This is a genomic window from Rhizobium sp. CFBP 8752 (genome assembly GCF_014842035.1).
Lineage (GTDB): Bacteria > Pseudomonadota > Alphaproteobacteria > Rhizobiales > Rhizobiaceae > Neorhizobium > Neorhizobium soli.
The window spans coordinates 152,672-175,706 of record NZ_JACYUZ010000006.1; the positions used below are offsets into that span (position 1 = coordinate 152,672).

Below are 23,035 nucleotides of genomic sequence, written 5' to 3' on the forward strand. Positions count from 1 at the left end.
CGTGGTGGCTCGTGCACTCATGTTTCAGGGGACGGGCTCGGATGTGGGCAAGTCGCTGGTCGTTGCCGGGCTTGCCCGCGTCTTCACGCTGCGGGGCTTGAGTGTCCTGCCCTTCAAGCCGCAGAACATGTCCAACAATGCAGCGGTCACCGCCGATGGCGGCGAGATCGGCCGGGCGCAGGCGTTGCAGGCAAGGGCTGCCGGCGTGCCGCTCAGCGTCCATATGAACCCGGTTCTCTTGAAGCCCCAGAGCGAAGTCGGCGCCCAGGTGGTGGTGCAGGGAAGGGTCGAGGGCAATGCCAAGGCGGCCGAATACCAGCTTTTGAAGCCGAGGCTGCTTTCGCGGGTGCTTGAGAGCTTCGAGATCCTGAAAGCCAGGGCGGACCTGGTTCTGGTCGAAGGGGCTGGCAGCGCGTCCGAAATCAACCTTCGCCAGAACGACATTGCCAATATGGGTTTTGCCTGCGCTGCCGATGTGCCGGTGGTTCTGATCGGCGATATCGATCGGGGCGGCGTGATTGCCAGCCTCGCCGGCACGAAACTCGTCATCGATGACGACGACGCGGCCATGATCCACGGCTTTATCGTCAACCGCTTTCGCGGCGATCCGGCATTGTTTGCCGAGGGCATGCGGATAATCGGTGCGTTTACCGGCTGGCAATCGATCGGCCTCTTGCCGCATTTCGCCGATGCGGCTCTCCTGCCGGCAGAAGATGCGCTCGGCCTGACCCAGTCGTTTGCGCGCAAGCCCGGCGCGAAGATGCGTATCGCAGTGCCGATCCTGCCGCATATTTCCAATTTTGATGATCTCGATCCGCTGGAAGCGGAGCCGGATGTCGAGCTCATCCGTGTCAGGCGCGGCGAGGCTATCCCTGGAGACTGCGATCTCGTGCTGCTGGTCGGCTCGAAGGCGACGATCACCGATCTGGCGGCGCTCCGGGAAGCGGGCTTCGATACCGATATCGCAGCTCATTACAGGCGCGGCGGGCGGGTGCTCGGCCTCTGCGGCGGGTATCAGATGCTCGGCAGACGGATATCGGATCCAGAGGGATCGGAAGGTCCTCCCGGTTCGGCGGAAGGGCTGGGGCTTCTCGATGTCGAAACCGTTCTGTCGGCGTCGAAGCGGCTGGAGGCGGTAACAGGCGTCAGCGCAGACGGAATATCCTTCGCCGGCTACGAAATGCATACGGGTCATACCACTGGCGTCGACTGTTCACGTCCGTTTTCGAGCATTGGCGGCAATCCGGAAGGTGCGTCGTCTCGGGATGGCAGGGTGGTCGGCACCTATGTGCACGGATTGTTTTGCGACGACCGGCAGCGTTCAGCCTGGCTGTCGCGTCTCGGCGGCACAGTGTCGGGCTTGAATTACGAGGCGAATGTCGATGCCATTCTCGATCGCCTTGCCGCGCATATGGAGCAGCATCTCGATATCGACGGACTGCTCAAAATTGCCAGATGAGCAGCGCCAGGATGCCGAACAGGCTGATCAGCAGCGCATCCGCCACGCGCGCGAGCTTGAGGGCGCGGGTGATATCGTCAAAATTCAGATTGGTCCGGTTGCCATCGCCCATGTAGCGGGCTTCGATCATCTGGCCGCCATAACTTCGGGGACCAGCGAGCGCGATGCCAAGCGCACCCGCCATCGCCGCTTCCGGCCAGCCGGCGTTCGGCGAACGATGGTGTTTCGCGTCACGGCGGATTGCACGCATGGCATCGCGGGGCGAGGCGTCCTTGACGAAGACAGCGGCCACGACGAACAGCGCGGCCGTCAGTCGCGAGGCCGGCAGATTGATCAGGTCATCGAACCGGGCCGCGGCCCAGCCGAACGCTTCATGACGCGGCGACCGATGGCCGATCATGCTGTCTGCGGTATTGGCAGCCTTGTAGGCCGCGCCGCCCGCCAGACCACCGATGCCGAGCCAGAAGGCAGGTGCAACGACGCCATCGGAGAAATTCTCGGCCAGGCTTTCGATCGCAGCACGGCAAACCGCGGCGTCATCGAGCTTTTCAGGATCGCGGCCGACAATCATCGAGACGGCCTTGCGTCCAGCGTCGAGCCCGTTGTAGCGCAACGCGGTTGCGACGGCTTCCACGTGAGTCTCAAGACTCTTCTGGGCAGGCAGGCTGGCTGCTGCAAGAACGAGAAGGATCGGTCCGAAGGGCAAAAGCATGAGGATGGCCGCAATCGCCAGTGCAGCAGCGACGGTGCAGCCGATCAGGACGATGAGCGCGAGAATGCCCATGCGTTTGCGGCTGGCGAAATCATCGCCCTCTCGGTTCCATCTTCTGTCGAGTGCGGATATCAGCGCGCCGATCCAGGTGACAGGATGGCCGACGCGTTTGAACAGCCAGTCCGGATAGCCGACGATGCGCTCGGTGATCAGTGCGAAGAATGCGAGAAGGAACATGACGTTGGCGATCTCTGAGTTGGGCAGTCCGATACAGCATGGCGGCAACCTCGCCATGGCGCGTGCGCTGTTTCCTCAGGCACCCGAGCCGTGGATCGATCTATCGACCGGCATCAACCCGCATTCCTATCCGCATACGCCGATCCCCGGCAATATTTTTGCGCGCCTGCCGGAGCCCTCATCGCTCGAGAGGTTGAAGACGGTTGCAGTTGAGGCGTACCAGGCACCATCACCATCTCATATCGCGGCTGGGCCGGGAACGCAGATCCTGTTGCCGATTATCGCCGGTCTCGTCGGAGGGGACGGAAAGGCAGCGATCCTATCGCCCACCTATGCGGAACATGCGCGTGCCGCGACGATGGCAGGCTTTGAGGTTCTGGAGACGGATGATCTCGACCACCTCTCGACCGCCAGTCTCGCCGTCATCGTCAACCCGAACAATCCGACCGGCCGGATCGTGTCGACGGATGACATCCTTGCGCTGGCCGAAATCATGCGCGCGAAGGGCGGCCTGCTCGTCGTCGACGAGGCCTTCATGGATGTGTCGGAGGCGCAGAGCGTTGCCGGCGCTGTCGGCGAGGGCGGGCTGATCGTGCTGCGCTCCTTCGGCAAGTTCTATGGCATGGCCGGCCTGCGGCTGGGCTTTGCGATCGGCCATCCTGAAATCACCGTGAAGATCGAGGAGAGGCTCGGGCCCTGGGCGGTCTCCGGTCCGGCTTTGCACGTGGCTTGCGAAGCGCTGGCGGATTCCGATTGGCAGGCTGCAATGCGCGTGAGGCTCAGCGCGGATGCTGCAAGGCTGGACGAAGCTCTGAATGCTGCCGGCATTCCGGTCTTCGGCGGCACGTCCCTATTTCGTTTCATCCGTGACAGGCGTGCTCAAGGTCTGTTCCAGCATCTCGGCGAACACGGGATCATGACCCGACGCTTCCAAGAGCGTCCGGACGATCTGCGGGTGGGGCTTCCTGAAGAGAAGGACTGGTCGCGGCTGGAAGAAGCTCTCGCGGCTTTTTAGCCGTCGAACCGATCGCGCCAGGACGGTTGGGCGCTGGCGTTTGGCAGCGCAGTCGCCTCGAAGACACCCCGCGCAACTGCTCTTGCCGTGACCAGGGTCGCGAGATGGCAGAGTTCGGCGAAGGCCCCCATGTCTTCCATCGGGATTTTTCCGGTGGCTGCCGAAAAGATCGTGTCGCCATCTCCCGGCAGATGTGCTGGCAAGACGGCGCGTGCCAGTCCGTCATGCGCCATGATCGACAGCCTGTGCGCCTGCGCCTTGGTCAGAACTGCATCGGTGACGACCACGCCGATCGTCGTTGCCTTCAACGCCACGCCCTTCATCCGCAGGGCCATGTGGTCGGCTGTGAATGTCGCGGGAAGGCCAAGGCCACCGAACTCGTCATCCTGCTCGAACGGCGCCGACCAGAAGTGCTTGGTATCACCGACCGTTGCGGCGCCCATGGCATTGACGGCCATGAGGACGGCAATCGTGTGCCCCGACGAGGTCTTCGCGCTTGCCGAACCGATGCCGCCCTTGACGGTCGCGGTCGTGGCGCCGGTTCCGGCCCCGACGGTGCCGAGCGCGAATGTGCCCTTCTGCGCGGCGCAGAAGGCGTCGTAGCCCATGTCGCGGTAGGGCGAATGGAGGCCCCAGTCCTTATTCCCGCCGTTCAGAAGATCCATCAGAATCGCCTGCGGCACGATCGGCACCCTGACAGAACCGACGGGAAAACCGCGGCCGATCTGGCGCAGGCCCGCCTGCACCCCGCCGGCTGCGTCCAGCCCGAAGGCCGAGCCGCCCGAGAGAACGAAGGCATCGACTGTCTGTACCGTCATGGACGGGTCAAGAAGGGCGGTCTCGCGCCCACCCGGTGCACCGCCGAGAACCGAGCCGGAGGCGACCGCCGGCTCGTCGAAGATGATCGCGGTGACGCCCGAGCCAAGCTGCAGATCGGTCGCGTGGCCAACGGCCACGCCTTCGATATCGGTGAGAAGGTTCAATGGCGCCACCATACGAGTATCAGTCGATATCGAACTTGACGCCCTGCGCGAGCGGCAGGGTGCGGCCATAGTTCACGGTGTTGGTGGCGCGGCGCATGTAGGCGCGCCATGCGTCGGAGCCCGATTCGCGGCCGCCGCCGGTTTCCTTCTCGCCGCCGAAAGCGCCGCCGATTTCCGCGCCCGAGGGACCGATATTCACATTGGCAATGCCGCAATCGGAACCGCGCGCGGAAACGAAGGCTTCGGCTTCCCGGATGTCGTTGGTGAAGATCGACGAGGACAGGCCCTGCGGCACATCGTTGTGTAGCGCAATCGCTTCGTCGAAATCCTGATATCGGATGACGTAGAGGATTGGCGCGAAGGTTTCGTCTCTGACCGGGCCGGTCTGATCAGGCATTTCGACGATGGCCGGGCGCACGTAATAGGCATCAGCCGCTTCGCCATCCAGCACGCGTTCACCGCCAACCACCGTGCCGCCGGCGGCCTTCGCTGCCTCAAGTGCCGCCTGCATCTTGTCGAAGGCTGCCTGATCGATCAGCGGGCCGACGAGATTGCCGTCCTGCAGCGGAGAACCGATGGTGACCGACTGGTAGGCCTTGGCAAGCCGGGGCACGAGCGCGTCATAAACGCTGTCATGGACGAAGAGGCGCCGCAGCGTCGTGCAGCGCTGTCCGGCCGTGCCCATGGCGGAGAAGGCGACCCCGCGCAGGGTCAGATCGAGATCGGCCGTCGCGGTGACGATCGCGGCGTTGTTGCCGCCGAGTTCGAGAATGGAGCGGGCAAAGCGCTTGGCCAGTCGCGGACCGACTTCGCGGCCCATGCGGGTGGAGCCGGTTGCAGAAACGAGCGGCACCTTGTCGTGGTCAACGAGGATTTCGCCGATGTCGCGGCCGCCGATCAGAAGGGTCGAGAGGTTCGCAGGGGCTTTTCCGCCATCGGCGATATAGCGCGACAGCGCCTTTTCGAAGATCGCCTGGGTGGCAAGTGCAGTCAGCGGGGTCTTTTCCGAAGGCTTCCAGATGGTGGAATTGCCGCAGACGAGGGCAAGCGCTGCATTCCACGACCAGACGGCGACGGGGAAGTTGAAGGCGGAGATGATGCCGACGGGGCCGAGCGGATGCCAGGTTTCCATCATCCGGTGCTCGGAACGCTCGGTTGCGATCGTCAGGCCGTAGAGCTGGCGCGACAGGCCAACTGCGAAATCGCAGATGTCGATCATTTCCTGGACTTCGCCGAGACCTTCGGATGTGACCTTGCCGACTTCGATCGACACGAGGCGACCGAGTGACGTCTTGGCGGCACGCAGTTCCTCGCCGAGGAGACGGATCAGTTCGCCACGCTTGGGCGCCGGCACAAGGCGCCATTCGAGGAATGCCTGATGCGCTGCGTCGATCGCCTTCCTGGCATCGTCCGCTGTCACTTCCGGCAGCTTGCCGATTTCCGTGCCTGTGATCGGCGAGCGGACGGTGAGTGTCCCGCCCTTGTACTGGTCGGCTGTGACGCCGAGATCAGCAAAGATCTTGTCCACTTCGGCGACGAGGTCGAGTTTGGCGAGCGTCATGTCGGTCTCCGGATATCGAAATTTGGGGTCAATCTACAAATCGGCGCCGGTTTGACAACAGGTGCGCCGATATTCGTTCTGGGTCAGAAGCGTTCGCCCGTGAAATGAGCGATCTGAGCGCCGGCCTCGTAATAGGCTTCCTTGATGGTGCGAAAGCCTGGTTCCATGACCGTGGTCAGCGGCAGCGGCAGGTCTTCCTCGGTGATCTCGCCAAGGATATGGCGGGCAAGAACCTTACCGAAATTGGTGCCCGGCGAGATGCCGCGACCGTTATAGCCGGAAAAGCCGATGACGTTGCGGCCGAATTTGTGGAAGCGCGGCAGGGCGTTGTCGGTCATGCCGATCTTGCCATACCATTCGGCCTCGAATTCCACGTCGCCGAGCTGCGGAAACAGCCGCTTCAGCGACCGCCGCGCCCAGGATTTGTGGATGTCGAGGCCTGTTCCGCGCAATGCGCCGACGGACCCGAAGACGAGGCGGCCGGCTTGGTCCATCCGGAAGGAGGACAGGACTTCCTTCGTATCCCAGCAGCCTTCGCAATTGGGCAGAACCGATCCGCGCAGGTTGGCGGACAGCGGCTTTGTTGCCAGGTTGAAATAGGGCAGGTGCACCTGTTCGCGCCGTATCTGCGCCCACGGGCCGGTGCTGTAGGCGTCGGTCGATACGATGATCCAGTGGGCGTGAACTTCGCCGTCAGCAGTCTTGACGATCTTCTTGCCATCGGCTTCGGACGTTTCGATGACGGCGCTGCCGGTGTGAATTTTGGCCCCGGCCTTGATCGCCGCATGGGCAAGGCCGCGGGCATAGGCGAGCGGCTGGAGCGTGCCGGCGCGCATGTCGAGAAGCGCGCCTGAATAGGCGCTTGTGCCGATCCGGCGTTCGGTCTCTGCGGCATCCAGCATGGTGACCGGGGCACCGCGCTTTTGCCACTGGCGCGCGCGCTCCTCCAGTTCCCGCAGTCCCTTGTCACCAACAGCGCAGTGAAGCGTGCCGTTGGTTTCGAGCTCGCAGGCGATGGCGTGCTTCTCGATCAGTTCGCGGACGAGGTAGGGGCCGTTGCCGAGCAGGTCGAGCGCCCGCTCGCCGTAGAGATCGCCGAGTTCTTTCGGAAAATCGTCGGGCATGACCCACATGCCGGCATTAATCAGCCCGACATTGCGGCCGGCACCGCCAAAGCCGATCTCGGCGGCCTCGAGGAGAACCACGTCGACACCGCGTTCCGCCAGATGCAAGGCCGCGGAGAGACCGGTGTAACCGCCGCCGACGATCACCACGTCCGACGACGTTGATCCCCTCAGAGGAAGAGTGGAAGGAGCCGCTGGAGCAGTTCTTTCCCAGAGGCCGTGGGAGCGCTGGTCGTCGAGCATTGAAAGTTCCCGAACTTTATGTTTTGCAGACTTTACAGAACCGGTTTCGCGATGAATATCGACATAATCTCAACAGGTCATTCGCGGGAGGAATGACAATGCTCCCGCCAAGACGGTTTCTGCCATCATTTTCGCTTCTTGCCGCCTTCGAGGCGGCTGCTCGCAGTGGCAGCGTCACCGCGGCGGCAAACGAACTCGGCCTGACGCAGAGCGCCGTCAGCCGCCAGATCTCCGCGCTGGAGAAACAACTGGGCGTGGCGCTGTTCCTGCGCGAGCGGCAAACGATTCGGCTGACGCTTGCCGGCGACGCCTATGCGCGCGAGGTGCGTGAAGCGCTGCGGCGGATTTCCAATGCATCGCTGAACCTTCGGGCCAATCCGTCCGGTGGAACCCTCAATCTCGGCATCCTGCCGTTTTTTGGAGCGCGCTGGCTCACTCCAAGGATCGGCAGGTTTCTCGATCTTCACCCAGGCGTCGTCGTCAACCTGACCACCCGGCTGGAGCCGTTCGACTTCCGGTTCGATACGCTGGATGCGGCGATCCATTTCGGCTCGGCGCGCTGGCCGGGTGCTGCCCTGACATTCCTGATGGACGAGGATGTGATCCCGGCCTGCAGCCCGGATTTCCTAAGGAAGCACGCCATTCGGGCACCCGGTGATCTGGTGCATGCGCCGCTGCTTCACCTCAACAGCCGGCCGGATGCCTGGGAGACGTGGTTCCGCACAGCGACAACCGAGTTCGACGCACTGCACGGCATGCTGTTTGACCAGTTCGCGACCATGGTCGAGGCGGCCGTGGCGGGTCTCGGCACGGCGCTGCTGCCGCGCTTCCTGATCGAGCGCGAATTGCAGCAGGGGCTGCTGGTGGGGGCGGTTGCCGGGGGATCGATGGGGACGGGACAATATTATCTCGCCTATCCACCCGACCGCGCAACCTACCCGCCGCTTGCCGTCTTTCGCGACTGGATCTCGCGGGAGATCGAAGCGGATGGCGACCGGTCACTTGCGATCATGGGCGCTATCGGCCAATAGTCCGTGAGACTTGTTATTGTTTTGACCGACCGACGGGAAGACCCTGATGAAACCGATATTCGTCCAGCTTCGCTGCAAGCCCGGCAAGACCTACGAGGTCGCCGATGCGATCTATAAGACCGAGCTGGCTTCCGAACTCTATTCCACCAGCGGTGACTGGGACCTGCTTCTGAAAGTCTATATCAGCGGCGACGACGAGATCGGCCGCTTCGTCAACGAGAAGATCGCCTCGATCCCGGGTATCGAGCGGTCGCTGACGACGATGACATTCACGGCGTTCTGATCCGTGATGCGTTCCATAGAAAAGCCGCCTCACGGGCGGCTTTTCTGTCTTGATGATCCGAATTGATCAGGCAAGCGCCGTCGGCGCCTTGGCGCGTGCACGTACCAGCTCGCGAATGGCCGTTTTCACTTCGTCGGGCGAATTGAAACGCTGCTCATCGAGATCGATGACGTGAAACTTGACGGCGATGAACTTCAACCGGTCTTCATCCGGTATAACGATACCGACGGGCTCGCCGCCGAACTCTATTACTTGCTTTTGCATGGCATGCTCCCGCGTTTGCTGCCTAAAGCGCAGCACTGGCGAATGGATTTTCAGGAACGAAAGAACTGAAAGGTCTACATTCGACAGCACGGAAGGGAGCTACGCTCCGTGCCTAGCATCTTATACGCGAACCGACCGTAGGCGGCGACGTAAGCAGGTTTAATCATGTCACTCTCCCTCATGGCGTTGCGTAAAATGCCGACGGATAACGTCCGTCGATCGAAAGTGGACTTTAGGTGACTCGCAGAATGCGATCAACGAAAATCCTTTTAAAGGAAATATTTTTCTGTCTGATGACAGTATCGCGGCGGAAATGTGAAATTTCATTCGCGATGGCCTGTCCTTCGACAAGCCAGGAAATAGGTGCGGGCCTCGTCTGCGACAAGATGATACCGGCTAAAGTTATTGTGACACGTTGTTATCCGGCGCTGCGCCGACCGTCGGTAAACCGACAGTCGGATCAAAGCATTAGATGACTCGGATGGATTACCCCATACGCTCGGAGGCGTAGGAGCCGGGGCTCGGCGGGAAGACCACCGTGCGATTGCCGTTGATGAAGGTGCGGTGGTGGATATGCGCATGGATCGCGCGGGCCAGAACCTGGCTTTCCACATCACGGCCAAGCGAGACATAATCGTCGGGCGATTGCGCGTGGGTAATGCGCACCGTGTCCTGCTCGATGATCGGGCCTTCGTCGAGATCGGCGGTGACGTAATGGGCTGTCGCCCCAATCAGCTTCACGCCGCGCTGATAGGCCTGCTTGTAAGGGTTTGCACCCTTGAAGCTCGGTAGGAAGGAGTGGTGGATGTTGATGATCTTGCCCGACATTTTCTGGCACAGCTGGTCCGACAGGACCTGCATGTAGCGTGCGAGCACCACCAGTTCGGCCCCGCTTGCCTCGACGACATCAAGCAACTGGGCCTCGGCCTGCGGCTTGTTTTCCTTCGTCACCTTGATGTGGTGGAAGGGGATATCGTTGTTGACCACCTGCTTCTGGTATTCGAAGTGATTGGAGACGACGCCGACGATATCGATCGGCAGCGCGCCGATCTTCCAGCGGTAGAGAAGGTCGTTGAGGCAATGGCCGAATCGCGACACCATCAGAAGCACCTTCATGCGTTCTTCGGTATCGAAGATGTCCCATTCCATCTCGAACTTATCCGCGACGGGCTTGAGACCTTCGGAAAGTGCGGAGCGTCCGACGCCTTCTTCCGAGATGAACGATACCCGCATGAAGAAGCGTCCGGTATCCAGATCGTCGAACTGCGAGCTGTCGATGATGTTGCAGCCCTGTTCCGCCAGAAAGCCGGAAAGCGCAGCAACAATGCCGCGCGTGGAACGGCAGGTGACGGTCAGTACATAGCTTTTCATCGATAACCCCTTGGTCTGCACTTGGCGGAAATCCTTGTAGACATAACCACGCCGGCGGACCATATCCGATGGCGTAGGAAACAACAGAAATACGGAGGCGTTTTTCCGTTCCGGCTCAAAGCAATGGAACGTTCCACCCTTACAAACAGCAGCTTAGGCAAGGACGTCAAAAATTCCGGTCCTTTTGCGCCTTTCACGCGTTGATCACCGTCGCGGCGCTTGGTCCGCCGCGCATTTGTCATTCAATATTTTCGAATATTTATTTCGTCGGATTTTGTAAGATACGGGAGGAATGCTGGTGGCTAGATATGCGGGGCGGTTTCAGGGTAAGGCCTGGTTGGGTAGAAACCTCAGAAGCATTGCCTTGAGGGGTATCGCCTTGATCGGTGCGGCCAGTCTCGCGACGCAGCCGGTTTCCGCTGCCACGACCTGTATGCGGGGCATCAATCTCGCCGGTGCCGAATTCGGCAAGGTTGGCGATGCCTACGGTAAAGGCTACACTTACCCTTCCGCCGAAACGATCCGCTATTTTGCAAGCAAGGGGTTCACGGCCGTTCGGCTGCCATTTCTATGGGAAAGGTTGCAGCCCAAGCTCTATGCGTCGTTCGATCGGGCTGAGGCCAAGCGGCTTGCGGCTACTGTCGAGCTCGTACGCAAAGCCGGGATGGTCGTTATTCTCGATCCGCACAACTACGCTCGCTACAAGGGTGATCTGATCGGGACGGACAACGTTCCGCAAAGCGCGTTCGCCGACTTTTGGCGCAGGCTTTCGGTACGGTTTGGCACAGAGGCAGACATTGCGTTCGGTCTGATGAACGAACCGCATGGTATTGCAGCCGAAGACTGGGTGTCCGCCGCCAACGGTGCGATCGCGGCCATCCGGCAGGCCGGGTCCGCCAGTCTGATCCTTGTTCCCGGCACGGCCTGGACCGGCGCCCATAGCTGGTCTGCCGGCGATTACGGCACCACCAACGCTGAGGCGATGTCGGCGATCGTCGACCCGCAGAACAATTACGTTTTCGAGGTGCACCAGTATCTTGACCAGGATTTCTCCGGCAAAAATGACGAATGCTCGCGTGCCGCCGATGCGGTCAAGGCGCTCTCCGACGTCGGCACCTGGTTGAAGCAGAACAACCGGCGTGGCCTGCTGGGTGAGTTTGCCGTTCCGCGCCAGCCGGAATGCCAGTCGGCATTGGTCGATATGGTCAAGGTCGTCGAGAGCAACCCGGATGCGTGGCTGGGCTGGGCCTATTGGGCAGCCGGTGACTGGTGGCCGGAAGACGAGATCCTTAACATCCAGCCGGTTCGCCAAGCCGACAAACCCCAGATGGCAACGCTTCTGAAAGCGATGTCGGAGAATGCTTCCTGCGGGCGTTAAGCTCTCGCTATTTCACGTGAATCATCGAACGCGGAGAGAGTTCACACCGGCGGATAGGTGTGTTCGTTGCCGCGGAAATCGCTCACCGAATAGCAGCCACCTTCAGCACGCGCAGCGCTTTCGCCGATCACCGCCTTGCCGTGGCCACCTGGAATATCGAGCACGTAAGTTGGCTGGCAAAGCCCGGAAATGGTGCCGCGCAGAGCCGAAACGATCCTCTGGCCCTCGGCGATATCAAGCCGGAAATGGCCTGTGCCTGGTGCCAGGTCCGGATGGTGCAGGTAATAGGGTTTGATGCGCGTTTCGACGAAAGCCTTCATCAGGTCGCCGAGCACTTTCGGGTCGTCGTTGATGCCTTTGAGCAGGACCGTCTGGCTGACCATCGCAAAGCCGGCTTCAATCAGCCTTGCGCAGGCAGCCCGCGCGTCCTCAGTCATTTCGCGGGGATGGTTGGCGTGGAGCGCCACATAGATTGTCTTGCCGCTTTCCTTCAACGCCGCAATCATCGGCGCATCCACCCTCTCGGGCTCGACCGCCGGCACGCGCGTATGAAAGCGCACGATTTTGACATGCTCGATTTCAGCCAATCCAGCCATGATCACGGAAAGCCGGCGCGGAGACAGGACAAGCGGATCGCCGCCGGTCAGGATGACTTCCCAAATTTCCTCATGAGTGCGGATGTAGTCGAGCGCGGCCGTTAGTTCGTCCGGCGAAAGCGTTCCATCCCCCTGCGGTCCAACCATTTCACGGCGAAAGCAGAAACGGCAATAAACAGGACAGATGTGCACGGCCTTCAGAAGGACGCGGTCCGGGTAGCGGTGGACGATGCCTTTGACCGGGCTATGCGCCGCGTCGCCGATCGGGTCGGCCCGTTCGTCCGGCGTGCTGACAAGCTCGGCCGCGTCGGGCACGAACTGTCGTGCAATCGGATCGGCGTCATCGGTCGTGTCGATCAGCGAGAGGACCGCCGGCGTCAGCGCGATCGCGTAACTCCCGGCAACGGCACGGATGCCGTTGAGACGGTCGGGCGCAATCAGACCTGCATCGGCCAGTTCCTCGGGCGTTTTCAAGGTACGCGCCACGCTCACGGCAGAACCTCGGCGACGGGCGCCCACAGGACCTGGTCGATGCTGGTCGCGCCGGTTGCGAGCATGGCCAGGCGATCAAAGCCCAGTGCTGCGCCGCTCGCCTGCGGCATGATCGAAAGCGCTGACAGAAAATCCTCATCGATCGGATAGGTCTCGCCGTAGATGCGCGCTTTCTCCGCCATGTCGTGCTCGAACCGGCGGCGCTGTTCGGCCGCATCAGTCAGTTCGCCGAAAGCGTTCGCCAGTTCCACGCCGCATGCGTAGAGCTCGAAGCGTTCGGCAACGCGGGGATCGCGGGCCGAGGGTCGGGCGAGGGCTGCTTCCGAGATGGGATACTCGCAGAGGATCGTCGCCCGGCCCTGACCGAGATGCGGTTCGATCTTGTCGACGAGAACCTTGCTGAACAGATCCGCCCAGGTATCGTCATCCGAAACCCGATGGCCGGTGCGGGTCAGTTCGGCTGCGAGCGCGTCGCGATCGGTCGCGCCATCGGTTTGCACGGACGAAAGCAGATCGATCCCGGCGTAGCGGAGAAACGCATCCGCCAGCGTCACGATCTCAGGTTCGGCAAAGGGGTCGGTTTTCATGCCACGAAACGAGAATTGCTTCGTGCCCGTGGTCTCGGCGGCAAGCTTCAGCATGTCGGCGCAATCGGCCATCAGTTGCTCGTAGTTTTCGCCAACCCGGTACCATTCCAGCATGGTGAATTCCGGGTGGTGCAAGGGGCCGCGCTCCCGGTTGCGATAGACATGCGCGAAGGTGAAGATGCGCTTCTCGCCGGCTGCAAGCAGCTTCTTTGCGGCAAATTCCGGCGAGGTGTGCAGGTAAAGCGGCGCTGCGCGGCCGTCGATCGTCAGCGCTTGCGTCGCGAAAGCATGAAGGTGGGTTTCGTTGCCGGGCGATACCTGCAAGGTCGCTGTGTCGACCTCGATGAAATCCGCCTTGCCGAAGAAACCCCGCAGCGCCGTTTGAAGCGCGTTGCGGCCCATCAGGAAAGGCCGCCGGTCGGCGTGGTTTTCCGGTGTCCACCATGGGGCAGATCGGGCTTCGGATCGAAACAGGCTCATTTCGGCTTTCTTCGCGGGTTCTTGCCCGCAAGGCTTCCACTTTGCGCGTTTTTGCGGTAGTTGCCCGGAAAACAGATCATCCGTCCTTCAGGCCGGTTATCGCCCGGTCCTCTACGACGCATTCCCGGCAGTTACAAGCCGGCACGCCAACAAGGAATTCAAATGGTCAAGGTCATCGCATCTTCCGTCCGCAAGGGTAACGTCATCGACGTCGACGGCAAGCTCTATGTGGTTCTCACCGCCGAGAACTTCCACCCCGGCAAGGGCACTCCGGTGACTCAGGTCAACATGCGTCGCATCGTTGACGGCGTGAAGGTGTCGGAACGCTGGCGCACCACGGAACAGGTCGAGCGCGCCTTCGTCGAAGACGTCAACTTCCAGTTCCTCTATGAAGACGGCGAAGGCTTCCACTTCATGAACCCGGAAAACTACGATCAGATCGTCGTGGACGTGGATACGATGGGCGACCAGAAGGCGTATCTGCAGGAAGGCATGACCTGCGTCCTGTCTATGCATGAAGGCATCGCGCTCGCGCTGCAGCTGCCGCGTCACGTCACGCTTGAGATCGTCGAGACAGAGCCGGTCACGAAGGGACAGACAGCATCGTCCTCCTACAAGCCGGCGATCCTGTCGAACGGCATCCGCACGGCCGTTCCGCCGCATGTTGATACCGGCACCCGCGTCGTCATTGCCACGGAAGACAATTCCTACGTCGAGCGCGCCAAGAACTGATCGAAGCATCAGGCTTCATTCGAGCATAAAAAAAACCTCCGAGCCGCAGGCTTCGGAGGTTTTTTGTTGTCTGGCGATCCCGCGAGAAGAAAAGGGCCGGCGAACCGGCCGGTCCATCCTGTTTCGCTGTTTAGTTTTTCAGAACCAGCTTGGCAGAGGCCACCTGCGCCGTCGGTGATCCGAAGGCATAACCGCCACCGAGTGCGACGTTGAGCGAGACATAGTCCTGCGCCATCTGCTGTACGGCCTGGGCCAGGCTTGCCTGGGCGGTGGAGACTTCGCGCTGTGCGTCGAGAACGTCGAGCAGCGAGGAGGCGCCATCACGATAGCTTGCGGTTGCGAGCTGCAGAGCTTCCTCGTAGGATTTCACGGTCGCACGGAGCGCTGCCACGGTGCGGCCATCGCGGGCAACGGCGGCAAGCGCGTTCTCGACTTCCTCAACGGCATCGAGAACCGTCTGCTTCCAGGACAGATAGGCTTCGCGGGCTGACGATTCGGACGACTTGACGTTGGCACGCAGGGCGCCGCCGTCGAAGATCGGAAGAGACAAGGCCGGACCGAAGGACCAGGACAGGATGCCACTTTCGCCGCTTCCGGCAACGCGGGTGTAGGATGGCGAAATGGAGCCACCGAGCGTAATCGCCGGATAGAGCTGTGCTTCGGCAACGCCGATCTGCGCAACGGCTGCGGCAAGCTGCCGTTCGGACGCACGAATGTCAGGTCGATTGCGGATCAGGTCGGCGGGAATGCCGGTCTTGGTGCTGTAGCGGGCGACCGGCTGGCGGGCACCGCGCTGCAGTTCAGGAAGCAGTGTGGACGCCGGCATGCCGAGAAGCGTCGCGATGCGATGCGCCGCGGTGCGATACTGGGTCTCGAGACCTGGCAGCTCTGACAGTGTCGAGTTCACAAGACCTTCGGCCTGAACAACATCCAGTCTGGAGGCAGCACCGGCTTCCAGCTGAAGCTTGGTGAGATCAAGCGTTTCACGGCGAGAACCGAGGTTCTTTTTGGTGATCGCGATACGCTCCTGATAGTAGCGAACATCGATATAGGCTGCGGCAACCTGCGAAAGCAGGCTCAGGCGCGCAACGTCGACGCTTGCATAGGCGGCGTCGAGACTGGCAAGAGCCGATTCCTTGCTGCGGCGGTAAAGGCCGAACAGATCCAGGAACCAGGACGCGCTGGCTCCACCGACGGCGGATGATTGCGGAGCGGTCGATGTTGGACCGAGCCGCCCGCCGATGTCCTTCGTGCCGCTACGCTCGCCCTGCGCATCGATATCGAGCGACGGAAGACCGCCGGCGCCGGCACTGACGACGGACGCCTGGGCCTGGTTGATGCGTTCCAGGGCCTGAAGAACGCTGAGGTTCTGCGACAGGCCCGTCTGCATGTAGCCGTTCAGGCGCGTGTCGGAAAACGCCGTCCACCAAGCCTTCATGGAAACGTCGCCATTGCTCGTCTGCGCACCCTCGGCAAACTTCGAAGGAAGGGACGCTTCCGGCGCCTGATGGTTCGGTCCGACCACGCAGCCGGAAAGGAGGAGCATGACGAGAGGGGCGGCTACGCGAATGGATGTCATATCTTTGTCCCGAAACGCTTAAGAATGGGGCCCCGCGAACAGCGGAGCAAATCACTGCACAGCCTCCCGCTCAGACGAGCGGCGATTCGATGCTGGCAATCCGTTAACAGATTCACACTGTCTTCACTTGTTTTTCACGCTTTGATAACCGGCGCACAACAACAAAGAAGGACGGAACGAAGAAAATTCCGAGCAGTGTTGCAGAAAGCATACCACCCAGCACGCCGATGCCGATGGCGTTCTGAGCGGCAGAGCCGGCACCCGTTGCGATCGCAAGTGGTACCACGCCGAGAATGAATGCGAGCGACGTCATGATGATCGGACGAAGGCGCAATCTTGCGGCCTCGAGGGTCGCTTCGAGCACGCCCATACCTGTCTCCTGACGATCCTTGGCGAATTCGACGATCAGGATGGCGTTCTTCGCCGCCAATCCGATCGTCGTCAAAAGACCGACCTTGAAGTAGACGTCGTTCGACTGGCCAAGGAGATAGGCTGCAGCCAATGCGCCAAGGACACCGATCGGAACCGCAAGAATGACCGAGAACGGAATCGACCAGCTTTCATAAAGTGCCGCAAGGCAGAGGAATACGATCAGAACGGACAGGCCGTAAAGCATGGGAGCCTGGGAGCCAGACAACCGTTCCTGATAGGAGATGCCCTGCCAGGCCACGGAGTAGCCACCCGGCAATGCCGCAGTCAGCTTCTCCATCTCGTCCATGGACTGACCGGTGCTGACGCCGGCGCCGGTCGCGCCGTCAAGCGATATGGCACTGACGCCGTTGAACCGCGCAAGCTGCGGCGTGCCCGTGTTCCACTGGACGGTGCTGAAGGACGAAAACGGGACCATCTCGCCGCCGGTGTTGCGGGCAAACCAGTATTTGAGGTCCTCCGGCTGCATGCGGTAAGGCGCATCACCCTGCACATAGACGGGCTTCAGCTTGTTCTCGAGCGTGAAGTCATTGACGTCGCGACCGGCAAAGATGGTGGTCAGCATCGAATTGACCGAAGCGAGGTCGACACCCATCGCACCCAGCTTCTCCTGGTCGAGCAGGATCTGCAGCTGCGTTTCAGTTCTCTGCGAGTTGCTGCGCAGCGAGCCGATATTGCGGTTGCTGCCGGCGATCTGCATCAGCTGCTGCGATGCGCTCGTCAAAGCGGGATTGCCGTTGTTGCCGCTGTCGACAAGGTACATCGAAAAGCCGCTGGAATTGCCGAGGCCCTGGATTGCTGGTGGCAGAAGCGCAAACACCTGCGCGTCACGCAGTCCGAAGAAATGGCGCTGAGCCCGCTGCACAACGGCGGCCGCTTCCTGCTGCGGCTCGGTGCGAACGTCGAAATCCTTGAGCTTGGCAAAGATCATCGCATTGTTCTGGCCGGTGCCGTTGAAGCTGAAGCCCATCGCACCGAACACCGAAGCGACACTGTCCTTCTCGTCGTTGAGGAAGAAGGACTCGATCTGCTTGACCACTTCCTCGGTTCTGGCGGTCGTCGAACCGTTCGGAGTCTGGACGAGCACCATCAGAACGCCCTGGTCTTCCTGAGGAAGGAAGGAGCTGGGGAGCCTCGAAAACAACAGACCGCAACCGCCGACAATCAGTGCGAAAAGAAGCATGACGCGCAGCGGCCGCTTCAGTAGATACCCGATCGATCCGACATAGCCGTTTGTCGTCTTGTCGAAGCCGCGGTTGAACCAGGCGCCGATACCCCTGTTCTTCTTCTCGTGATTGACCGGCTTCAGGATCGTCGCGCAAAGCGCCGGCGTCAGCACGATCGCGACCACGGCCGAAAGCAGCATCGCGGAGACGATCGTGATCGAGAACTGGCGATAGATGATGCCCGTCGACCCACCGAAGAAGGCCATCGGAATAAACACGGCCGTCAGAACCAGCGCGATGCCGATGATGGCACCGGTAATTTCGTGCATGGACTTTTCGGTCGCCTCGAGCGGAGACAAACCTTCCTCGTCCATGATGCGCTCGACGTTTTCGACGACGACGATCGCGTCATCCACGAGAAGGCCGATCGCCAGCACCATGGCGAACATGGTGAGAGTGTTGATCGAATAGCCCGTCAGCGCCAGGATGCCGAAGGTCCCGAGCAGCACCACCGGAACGGCGACCATGGGGATCAGCGTTGCCCGCAGGTTCTGAAGGAAGACCAGAAGCACCACGAACACCAGAACGATCGCTTCGATCAGCGTGTGAATGACCTTTTCGATCGACAGCTCGACGAACGGCGTCGTGTCGTAGGGATAGGTGATGCTGACATTTTCGGGAAGCGTCGGCTCGACCCGGTTGAGGGCGGTTTTTACCCTTTCGGCGGTATCAAGCGCATTGGCGCCTGTCGCAAGGTTGACCGCAAAGCCCGCCGCCGGCTTGCCGTTAAAGCGGGAGCTGCCTCCGTAGCTTTCCTGGCCGATCTCGACACGGCCAATATCCGATATCCTAACCGTGGCGCCGTCCTGTCCGACTTTGAGGATGATCCGTTCAAAGTCGTCGACGGTGGTCAGCTGGCTCTGGGCTGTCATGGTGACGGTCAGCTGCTGACCTTCCGACACGGGCTGCGCCCCGAGCGAACCAACGGACACCTGGGTATTCTGCGCTTCGATCGCGGATGTGACGTCGGCCGACGTCAACTGGTATTTCTGCAGCTTGAAGGGATCGAGCCAGACGCGCATTGCATAGCCTGAGCCGAAGATATTGATGCTGCCGACGCCTTCCAGGCGCTTCACCTGATCTTCGATCTGGGTCGAGAACACGTCGCCGAGATCGACCGAACTGCGTTTGCCGTCCGACGACACGAGCGCGCCGACCATCAGGATACTGGAGGTGGAGCGCGAGACTTCGATGCCGGACTGCTGCACGACGTCAGGCAGCTGGGACTGTACCAGCTGCAACTTGTTCTGCACCTGAACCTGGGCGATATCAGGCATGATCGAGTTGCCGAATGTCAGCGTGACGGTCGCGCGTCCCGTTGACGACGACGAGTTCATGTAGGTGAGATCGTCGAGTCCGGTCATGCCGTCTTCGATGATCGTTGTGACCGATTTCTCGACGGTTTCGGCGCTGGCGCCGTTATAGCTGGCAGAAATGCGCACCGTGGTCGGGGCGATATCCGGATATTGCGAGATCGACAGCGTGGTGATGGCAAGCGCACCACCGAGCATGATCACGATCGCAATAACCCAGGCGAAGACGGGCCGCCGGATGAAGTAATGGGCCATTCACTTGTTCCTTGCCGTATTCGGGGCGGCGTTCTTCGCGTTGTTGCGGGATGCGGACCTCAACCTCTACGGCTTCGGCGCATCAACCTTCGGCTTCTCGACTGTAAATCCCTGCTCGTTGACCGTGACTTCGACAGGCTGGACGGCGGCGGCGTCGGCAATCCACTGGAACCCGTCGACGATCAGGCGATCGCCGTCCGCGATGCCGTCGGTGACCAGCCAGTTGTTGCCGGATGTGGTGCTGACCGTGAAGGTCCGCGTTTCCACCTTGTTGTCCGCGCCAACGAATTTCGCCGTCAGTTCACCACGGGCATTGCGGGTCGCGGCACGCTGCGGGATCAGATAGCCGTTTTCGTTGCCAAGCGTCACCGTCGCACGCACATACATGCCGGGCAGAACGATATTGTCCGGGTTGGGGAACACGGCACGGATCTGAAACGTGCCGGTGGTTTCGCTGACAGCCATTTCCGACATGTCGAGCTTGCCGGCAGGTTCGTAAGCCTTGCCGTCCTCCAACCGCAATCGGATCTCGGCGTTGCGCGGATCGCCGGTGACCCGGCCGGACGCAAAGGCTGCACGAAGCTCCAGGAGATTGGTGCTGGAATCGATGAGATCGATATAGATCGGATCGAGCTTGCGCAGTGTCGACAGCGCGTCGGTCTGGTTGGCGGTGACGATATTGCCGAGGCTGACATTGGAGATGGTCGTGACGCCATCGAACGGTGCCCGGATCTTGGTCAGGTCGAGATCGATCTCGGCCGATTGCAGAGCGGCCTGGGCCTGCGCCACATCGGCCTGGGCTTGAAGCAGGGTGACCTTGGCATTTTCATATTCGATCTGCGTCGCGCCGCTGTTGACCAGCCGCTCGTAGCGGGTGAGGTTTGCCTGCGCGGCCGGGATGCTGACCTCGGCCTTGGAAAGGCTCGCTCTCGCCTGCGCGACGGTCGCCTCGTAAAGATTGTCCTCGATCTGATAGAGGATGTCGCCCGCCTTGACTTCGCTTCCTTCCTTGAAGCTGATCTCACGAATGGCGCCGGTCACACGCGGCCTGATCTGGGTCGTCTGGAATGCAACGGCGCGGCCCGGCAAAATCGAGGTAATCGGCCGCTCGGCCTTTTGCATGACGACGACGCTGACGGCCTGCGGCGGCTTCTGAGGTGCGCCGCCGGCTGGAGCGTTTGCGGTCTGCTGATCGGAATCGCTGCAGGACGCGAGCAAGACCGTGAAAAGGAGGGGGAGAAGCAGTTTGCGACGGGTCATCGTTGGATCCAGGGCCGGTCGTTGCGCATTCCGAAGAACCGGATTTCCTCGGGAGGGACAGGTTAACCCACAAGAAGCGGGAGGAAGCATGGCAAGGGGCGGAACCGCCACAGCCCAGCCTCGAAGTGACGTAATTCACTTATCGTCACTTTGCAAGCGGGCTTTGCAGTGCAGCATTCACGAGTTCGACAAGTCCGTCGCAGCGGGCATGCAGCTCCGCCTCGTCGGCATGTATAAGAAAGACATGGTGGAGGACCCCTGCAAAGCAAGGGGCAACGCTCCGCCCGATGGTACTTTCCGGTGCGGACTTGTAGACCCCGGTTTCGAAGCCGTGGCGAACGACGCTTTCAAAGAGATCCTCAATGAGCTTTCGATAATGCCGGCCGCTGGGCAGGTCGGTACTTGCCATCATGGCCAGCATTTCGAAAAACAGCGGATTATCCCTGATATCGGCAAGATGCGCGTCCATCAGGCGGCGCGCAACAAGTCCCAGCCGCGCTGGCGCCGGGATGGAATCGTCCTTCGCGTCGAAGCGACCGATCATCCGGGTGGTGTGCCGGTCGCAGATTGCATCCGCAAGCACCGTCTTGGATTGAAAGTGCTTGAAGACATTGGCGGGCGACATCTGCAATTCGGCTGCAAGGTCGGCGATCGAAAAGCCGGCAAAACCCTTCTTCCTGAGCAGCGCTTCGGCGGCCGTCAGGATATCCGCTTTTGTCTCTTCCGCCTTGCGCCTTGGTCTTCGCACGATGTCCTCAAGTGTGTGCCGCCGATACCGCCCGGAGACTGCTGCTGATCAAGTACCGAAATACGGCTCGAGGTTCTTGCGAATGCGCGCCAGCACCGTCTCGCCGCACTCATCGGGCACGAAACGCGCGCCCGTGATCGTTTCATACGCGGTTCGGTAAACCTTGGCCGTTTCCTCGATCAGATCGGCCGGGATTTCCGGAATATCGTCCTTGTAGGGATCGCAGCGTTCGACCACCCAAGAGCGGATGAAATCCTTGTCGAAGCTTTTTGGACGGCCGCCGGTTGAAAAGGCGTCGTCATAGCTGTCGGCAATCCAGTAACGACTGCTGTCGGGCGTGTGGATTTCGTCGGCGAGAATGATTGTACCATCCGCGTCGGTGCCGAACTCGTATTTCGTATCGACAAGAATGAGGCCGCGTTTTGCCGCGAGTTCCTGGCCGCGAGCAAACAATGCCAGCGCATAGCGCGACAGTGTTTCCCACTGTTGGGCCGTCAGCAGTCCCTGCGCAATGATATCATTCGGCGTCAGCGGTTCGTCATGACCGCCGTCGAATGCCTTGCTGGTGGGGGTGATCACCGGATACGGCAGAACCTGGTTGTCCTTCAGCCCGTCGGGCAGCTCGAGACCATACATGCGGCGCTGACCCTTCTTATAGAGCGTCAGAAGCGATGTGCCGGTCGTGCCGGCAAGATAGCCGCGCACGACGATCTCGACGGGCAGGATATCCAGCCGCTTGCCGATGACGACATTCGGGTCCGGATAGGAGATGACGTGGTTGGGGCAGATATCGGCCGTTGCATCGAACCAGTAGCGGGCAGTCTGCGTCAGCACGTGCCCCTTATCCGGGATTGCCGTCAGGATCCGATCGAAAGCACTGATCCGGTCGGTCGAGATGATGATGCGCGAACCGTCAGGCAGATCGTAATTATCGCGCACCTTGCCGCGATAGTAGTTTGGCAGTTCCGCAATGAAGGCTTCGTCTAATACGCGCACGGTCATGGCTCTCTCTATATAGAGGCGGCTTGCAAGGCCTCGATGATATCAATCCGAGCTGTGGCTATGCCATGTTTTTCCGCGCCGGCACAAGGCGATTGCCGGGATGGAGATGCGTCGCAGGAGGTGAGGAAGCCGGAACCAGCGATCGGTGGTCGGCAAGGAGAGCGACAGACGGATTGGAGTTCGGGAAACCGGGTCCTGACAGCCTCCTTGCGCGTAAAAATGCGAATTATCATGTTAATCCAACGCCTTGCATTTTTCTTGAAGTTTTTGCGACGACCCCTGTTGACTTGTTCGGGGCCTCGGATCTATAACCCGCTCACTGAACGAGGGCGGCGGCGCTGCTAGCGACGGACTTCTTCGTTTCGGTGAAAACCTAAAAAGATTGGCAGATGCTGATTGGGGCCGGGTTACGGTTTGGCTCTTGGGTTTTGTGACGTTTTAGCCTTTATGGCGGAAATGTCGGTTCTTTGACAATTGAATATGAGAAGAAAGAGAAACGTGGTCGGCGGTCTCGCAGGATGGGCTTAGGTCCATCTGTTAGAAGACAAATGACGGTCACGTTTTGATATGAGAACACCAGATATCTGGTCGCAGTGATGCGATTGGTTATCGAGAGAGTTCTCGTCAATTCAGAACATAAAGTGATTAGTCATGATTGAATTCTCAACTTGAGAG

19 protein-coding genes are annotated in these 23,035 nt (G+C 60.7%); 6 read left to right on the forward strand and 13 right to left on the reverse strand.

What is annotated here, in order from left to right; genetic code table 11:
• Position 1: 1 nt before the first annotated feature.
• Positions 2-1,459 (forward strand): cobyric acid synthase, encoded by a 1,458-nt coding sequence (locus IFT59_RS22775; protein ID WP_192088370.1) that lies wholly within the window; start codon positions 2-4, stop codon positions 1,457-1,459.
• Here the strand turns inward: IFT59_RS22775 and cbiB are convergent.
• Positions 1,443-2,408, reverse strand: a complete 966-nt coding sequence (gene cbiB, locus IFT59_RS22780; protein ID WP_192088371.1) for an adenosylcobinamide-phosphate synthase CbiB — start codon at positions 2,406-2,408, stop codon at positions 1,443-1,445. The genes IFT59_RS22775 and cbiB overlap by 17 nt on opposite strands.
• Between cbiB and cobD the strand changes: the two genes are divergently transcribed.
• Positions 2,407-3,423: a threonine-phosphate decarboxylase CobD gene (cobD, locus tag IFT59_RS22785; RefSeq protein ID WP_192088372.1), complete on the forward strand. Its 1,017-nt coding sequence runs from the start codon at positions 2,407-2,409 to the stop codon at positions 3,421-3,423. The genes cbiB and cobD overlap by 2 nt on opposite strands.
• Here the strand turns inward: cobD and IFT59_RS22790 are convergent.
• From IFT59_RS22790 to IFT59_RS22800, 3 genes are all read right to left on the reverse strand, one after another.
• Positions 3,420-4,418: a P1 family peptidase gene (locus tag IFT59_RS22790; RefSeq protein ID WP_192088373.1), complete on the reverse strand. Its 999-nt coding sequence runs from the start codon at positions 4,416-4,418 to the stop codon at positions 3,420-3,422. The genes cobD and IFT59_RS22790 overlap by 4 nt on opposite strands.
• Positions 4,419-4,425: 7 nt before the next feature.
• Complete coding sequence (amaB, locus tag IFT59_RS22795; RefSeq protein WP_192088374.1) at positions 4,426-5,967, reverse strand: L-piperidine-6-carboxylate dehydrogenase; 1,542 nt, start codon at positions 5,965-5,967, stop codon at positions 4,426-4,428.
• A gap of 83 nt (positions 5,968-6,050) precedes the next feature.
• A complete protein-coding gene (locus IFT59_RS22800) occupies positions 6,051-7,334 on the reverse strand; it encodes an NAD(P)/FAD-dependent oxidoreductase (RefSeq protein WP_174197254.1) in 1,284 nt (427 codons plus the stop codon).
• Positions 7,335-7,426: 92 nt separating this feature from the next.
• On the opposite strand from IFT59_RS22800, the gene IFT59_RS22805 reads away from it, so the two are divergent.
• A complete protein-coding gene (locus IFT59_RS22805; protein ID WP_192088375.1) occupies positions 7,427-8,365 on the forward strand; it encodes a LysR family transcriptional regulator in 939 nt (312 codons plus the stop codon).
• A 46-nt stretch (positions 8,366-8,411) separates the two neighbouring features.
• On the forward strand, positions 8,412-8,648 hold the full coding sequence (locus IFT59_RS22810) for an Lrp/AsnC ligand binding domain-containing protein (RefSeq protein ID WP_062463623.1): 237 nt from the start codon (positions 8,412-8,414) through the stop codon (positions 8,646-8,648).
• A gap of 66 nt (positions 8,649-8,714) precedes the next feature.
• Here IFT59_RS22810 and IFT59_RS22815 read toward each other — a convergent pair whose 3' ends face one another.
• Both IFT59_RS22815 and purU read right to left on the reverse strand, forming a co-directional pair.
• Positions 8,715-8,912 (reverse strand): hypothetical protein, encoded by a 198-nt coding sequence (locus IFT59_RS22815; RefSeq protein ID WP_192088376.1) that lies wholly within the window; start codon positions 8,910-8,912, stop codon positions 8,715-8,717.
• A gap of 486 nt (positions 8,913-9,398) precedes the next feature.
• Complete coding sequence (gene purU / locus IFT59_RS22820; RefSeq protein WP_092665310.1) at positions 9,399-10,283, reverse strand: formyltetrahydrofolate deformylase; 885 nt, start codon at positions 10,281-10,283, stop codon at positions 9,399-9,401.
• A 298-nt stretch (positions 10,284-10,581) separates the two neighbouring features.
• Here purU and IFT59_RS22825 point away from each other — a divergent pair, with 298 nt between their 5' ends.
• A complete protein-coding gene (locus tag IFT59_RS22825; protein ID WP_342366141.1) occupies positions 10,582-11,661 on the forward strand; it encodes a glycoside hydrolase family 5 protein in 1,080 nt (359 codons plus the stop codon).
• 41 nt (positions 11,662-11,702) lie between these two features.
• Here the strand turns inward: IFT59_RS22825 and IFT59_RS22830 are convergent, their stop codons facing one another.
• Positions 11,703-12,731: a lysine-2,3-aminomutase-like protein gene (locus tag IFT59_RS22830; protein ID WP_197978218.1), complete on the reverse strand. Its 1,029-nt coding sequence runs from the start codon at positions 12,729-12,731 to the stop codon at positions 11,703-11,705.
• A 14-nt stretch (positions 12,732-12,745) separates the two neighbouring features.
• Positions 12,746-13,816, reverse strand: a complete 1,071-nt coding sequence (gene epmA / locus IFT59_RS22835; protein ID WP_192088379.1) for an EF-P lysine aminoacylase EpmA — start codon at positions 13,814-13,816, stop codon at positions 12,746-12,748.
• Positions 13,817-13,978: 162 nt separating this feature from the next.
• On the opposite strand from epmA, the gene efp reads away from it, so the two are divergent.
• Positions 13,979-14,548 (forward strand): elongation factor P, encoded by a 570-nt coding sequence (gene efp / locus IFT59_RS22840; RefSeq protein ID WP_062463637.1) that lies wholly within the window; start codon positions 13,979-13,981, stop codon positions 14,546-14,548.
• 130 nt (positions 14,549-14,678) lie between these two features.
• On the opposite strand, the gene IFT59_RS22845 is transcribed toward efp, so the two are convergent.
• From IFT59_RS22845 to IFT59_RS22865, 5 genes are all read right to left on the reverse strand, one after another.
• Positions 14,679-16,127 carry an efflux transporter outer membrane subunit gene (locus tag IFT59_RS22845; protein ID WP_192088380.1) on the reverse strand — a complete coding sequence of 483 codons (1,449 nt, stop codon included), beginning with the start codon at positions 16,125-16,127 and terminating at the stop codon, positions 14,679-14,681.
• Between the two features lie 112 nt (positions 16,128-16,239).
• On the reverse strand, positions 16,240-19,350 hold the full coding sequence (locus IFT59_RS22850; RefSeq protein WP_192088381.1) for an efflux RND transporter permease subunit: 3,111 nt from the start codon (positions 19,348-19,350) through the stop codon (positions 16,240-16,242).
• A 66-nt stretch (positions 19,351-19,416) separates the two neighbouring features.
• Complete coding sequence (locus tag IFT59_RS22855; protein WP_062463646.1) at positions 19,417-20,610, reverse strand: efflux RND transporter periplasmic adaptor subunit; 1,194 nt, start codon at positions 20,608-20,610, stop codon at positions 19,417-19,419.
• 145 nt (positions 20,611-20,755) lie between these two features.
• Positions 20,756-21,358, reverse strand: a complete 603-nt coding sequence (locus tag IFT59_RS22860; RefSeq protein WP_192088382.1) for a TetR family transcriptional regulator — start codon at positions 21,356-21,358, stop codon at positions 20,756-20,758.
• Positions 21,359-21,406: 48 nt separating this feature from the next.
• Positions 21,407-22,354, reverse strand: coding sequence for a phosphoribosylaminoimidazolesuccinocarboxamide synthase (locus IFT59_RS22865; RefSeq protein ID WP_192088393.1), 948 nt, complete (start codon positions 22,352-22,354; stop codon positions 21,407-21,409).
• Between the last annotated feature and the right edge of the window lie 681 nt (positions 22,355-23,035).

Bases quoted from the DNA above. Each gene is read 5' to 3' on its own strand.
- cobD (WP_192088372.1), top strand. From the start codon at position 2,407: ATGACGTTGGCGATCTCTGAGTTGGGCAGTCCGATACAGCATGGCGGC.
- cbiB (WP_192088371.1), bottom strand. From the start codon at position 2,408: ATGTTCCTTCTCGCATTCTTCGCACTGATCACCGAGCGCATCGTCGGC.
- IFT59_RS22790 (WP_192088373.1), bottom strand. From the start codon at position 4,418: ATGGTGGCGCCATTGAACCTTCTCACCGATATCGAAGGCGTGGCCGTT.
- amaB (WP_192088374.1), bottom strand. From the start codon at position 5,967: ATGACGCTCGCCAAACTCGACCTCGTCGCCGAAGTGGACAAGATCTTT.
- IFT59_RS22800 (WP_174197254.1), bottom strand. From the start codon at position 7,334: ATGCTCGACGACCAGCGCTCCCACGGCCTCTGGGAAAGAACTGCTCCA.
- IFT59_RS22805 (WP_192088375.1), top strand. From the start codon at position 7,427: ATGACAATGCTCCCGCCAAGACGGTTTCTGCCATCATTTTCGCTTCTT.
- IFT59_RS22810 (WP_062463623.1), top strand. From the start codon at position 8,412: ATGAAACCGATATTCGTCCAGCTTCGCTGCAAGCCCGGCAAGACCTAC.
- IFT59_RS22815 (WP_192088376.1), bottom strand. From the start codon at position 8,912: ATGCAAAAGCAAGTAATAGAGTTCGGCGGCGAGCCCGTCGGTATCGTT.
- purU (WP_092665310.1), bottom strand. From the start codon at position 10,283: ATGAAAAGCTATGTACTGACCGTCACCTGCCGTTCCACGCGCGGCATT.
- epmA (WP_192088379.1), bottom strand. From the start codon at position 13,816: ATGAGCCTGTTTCGATCCGAAGCCCGATCTGCCCCATGGTGGACACCG.
- efp (WP_062463637.1), top strand. From the start codon at position 13,979: ATGGTCAAGGTCATCGCATCTTCCGTCCGCAAGGGTAACGTCATCGAC.
- IFT59_RS22845 (WP_192088380.1), bottom strand. From the start codon at position 16,127: ATGACATCCATTCGCGTAGCCGCCCCTCTCGTCATGCTCCTCCTTTCC.
- IFT59_RS22850 (WP_192088381.1), bottom strand. From the start codon at position 19,350: ATGGCCCATTACTTCATCCGGCGGCCCGTCTTCGCCTGGGTTATTGCG.
- IFT59_RS22855 (WP_062463646.1), bottom strand. From the start codon at position 20,610: ATGACCCGTCGCAAACTGCTTCTCCCCCTCCTTTTCACGGTCTTGCTC.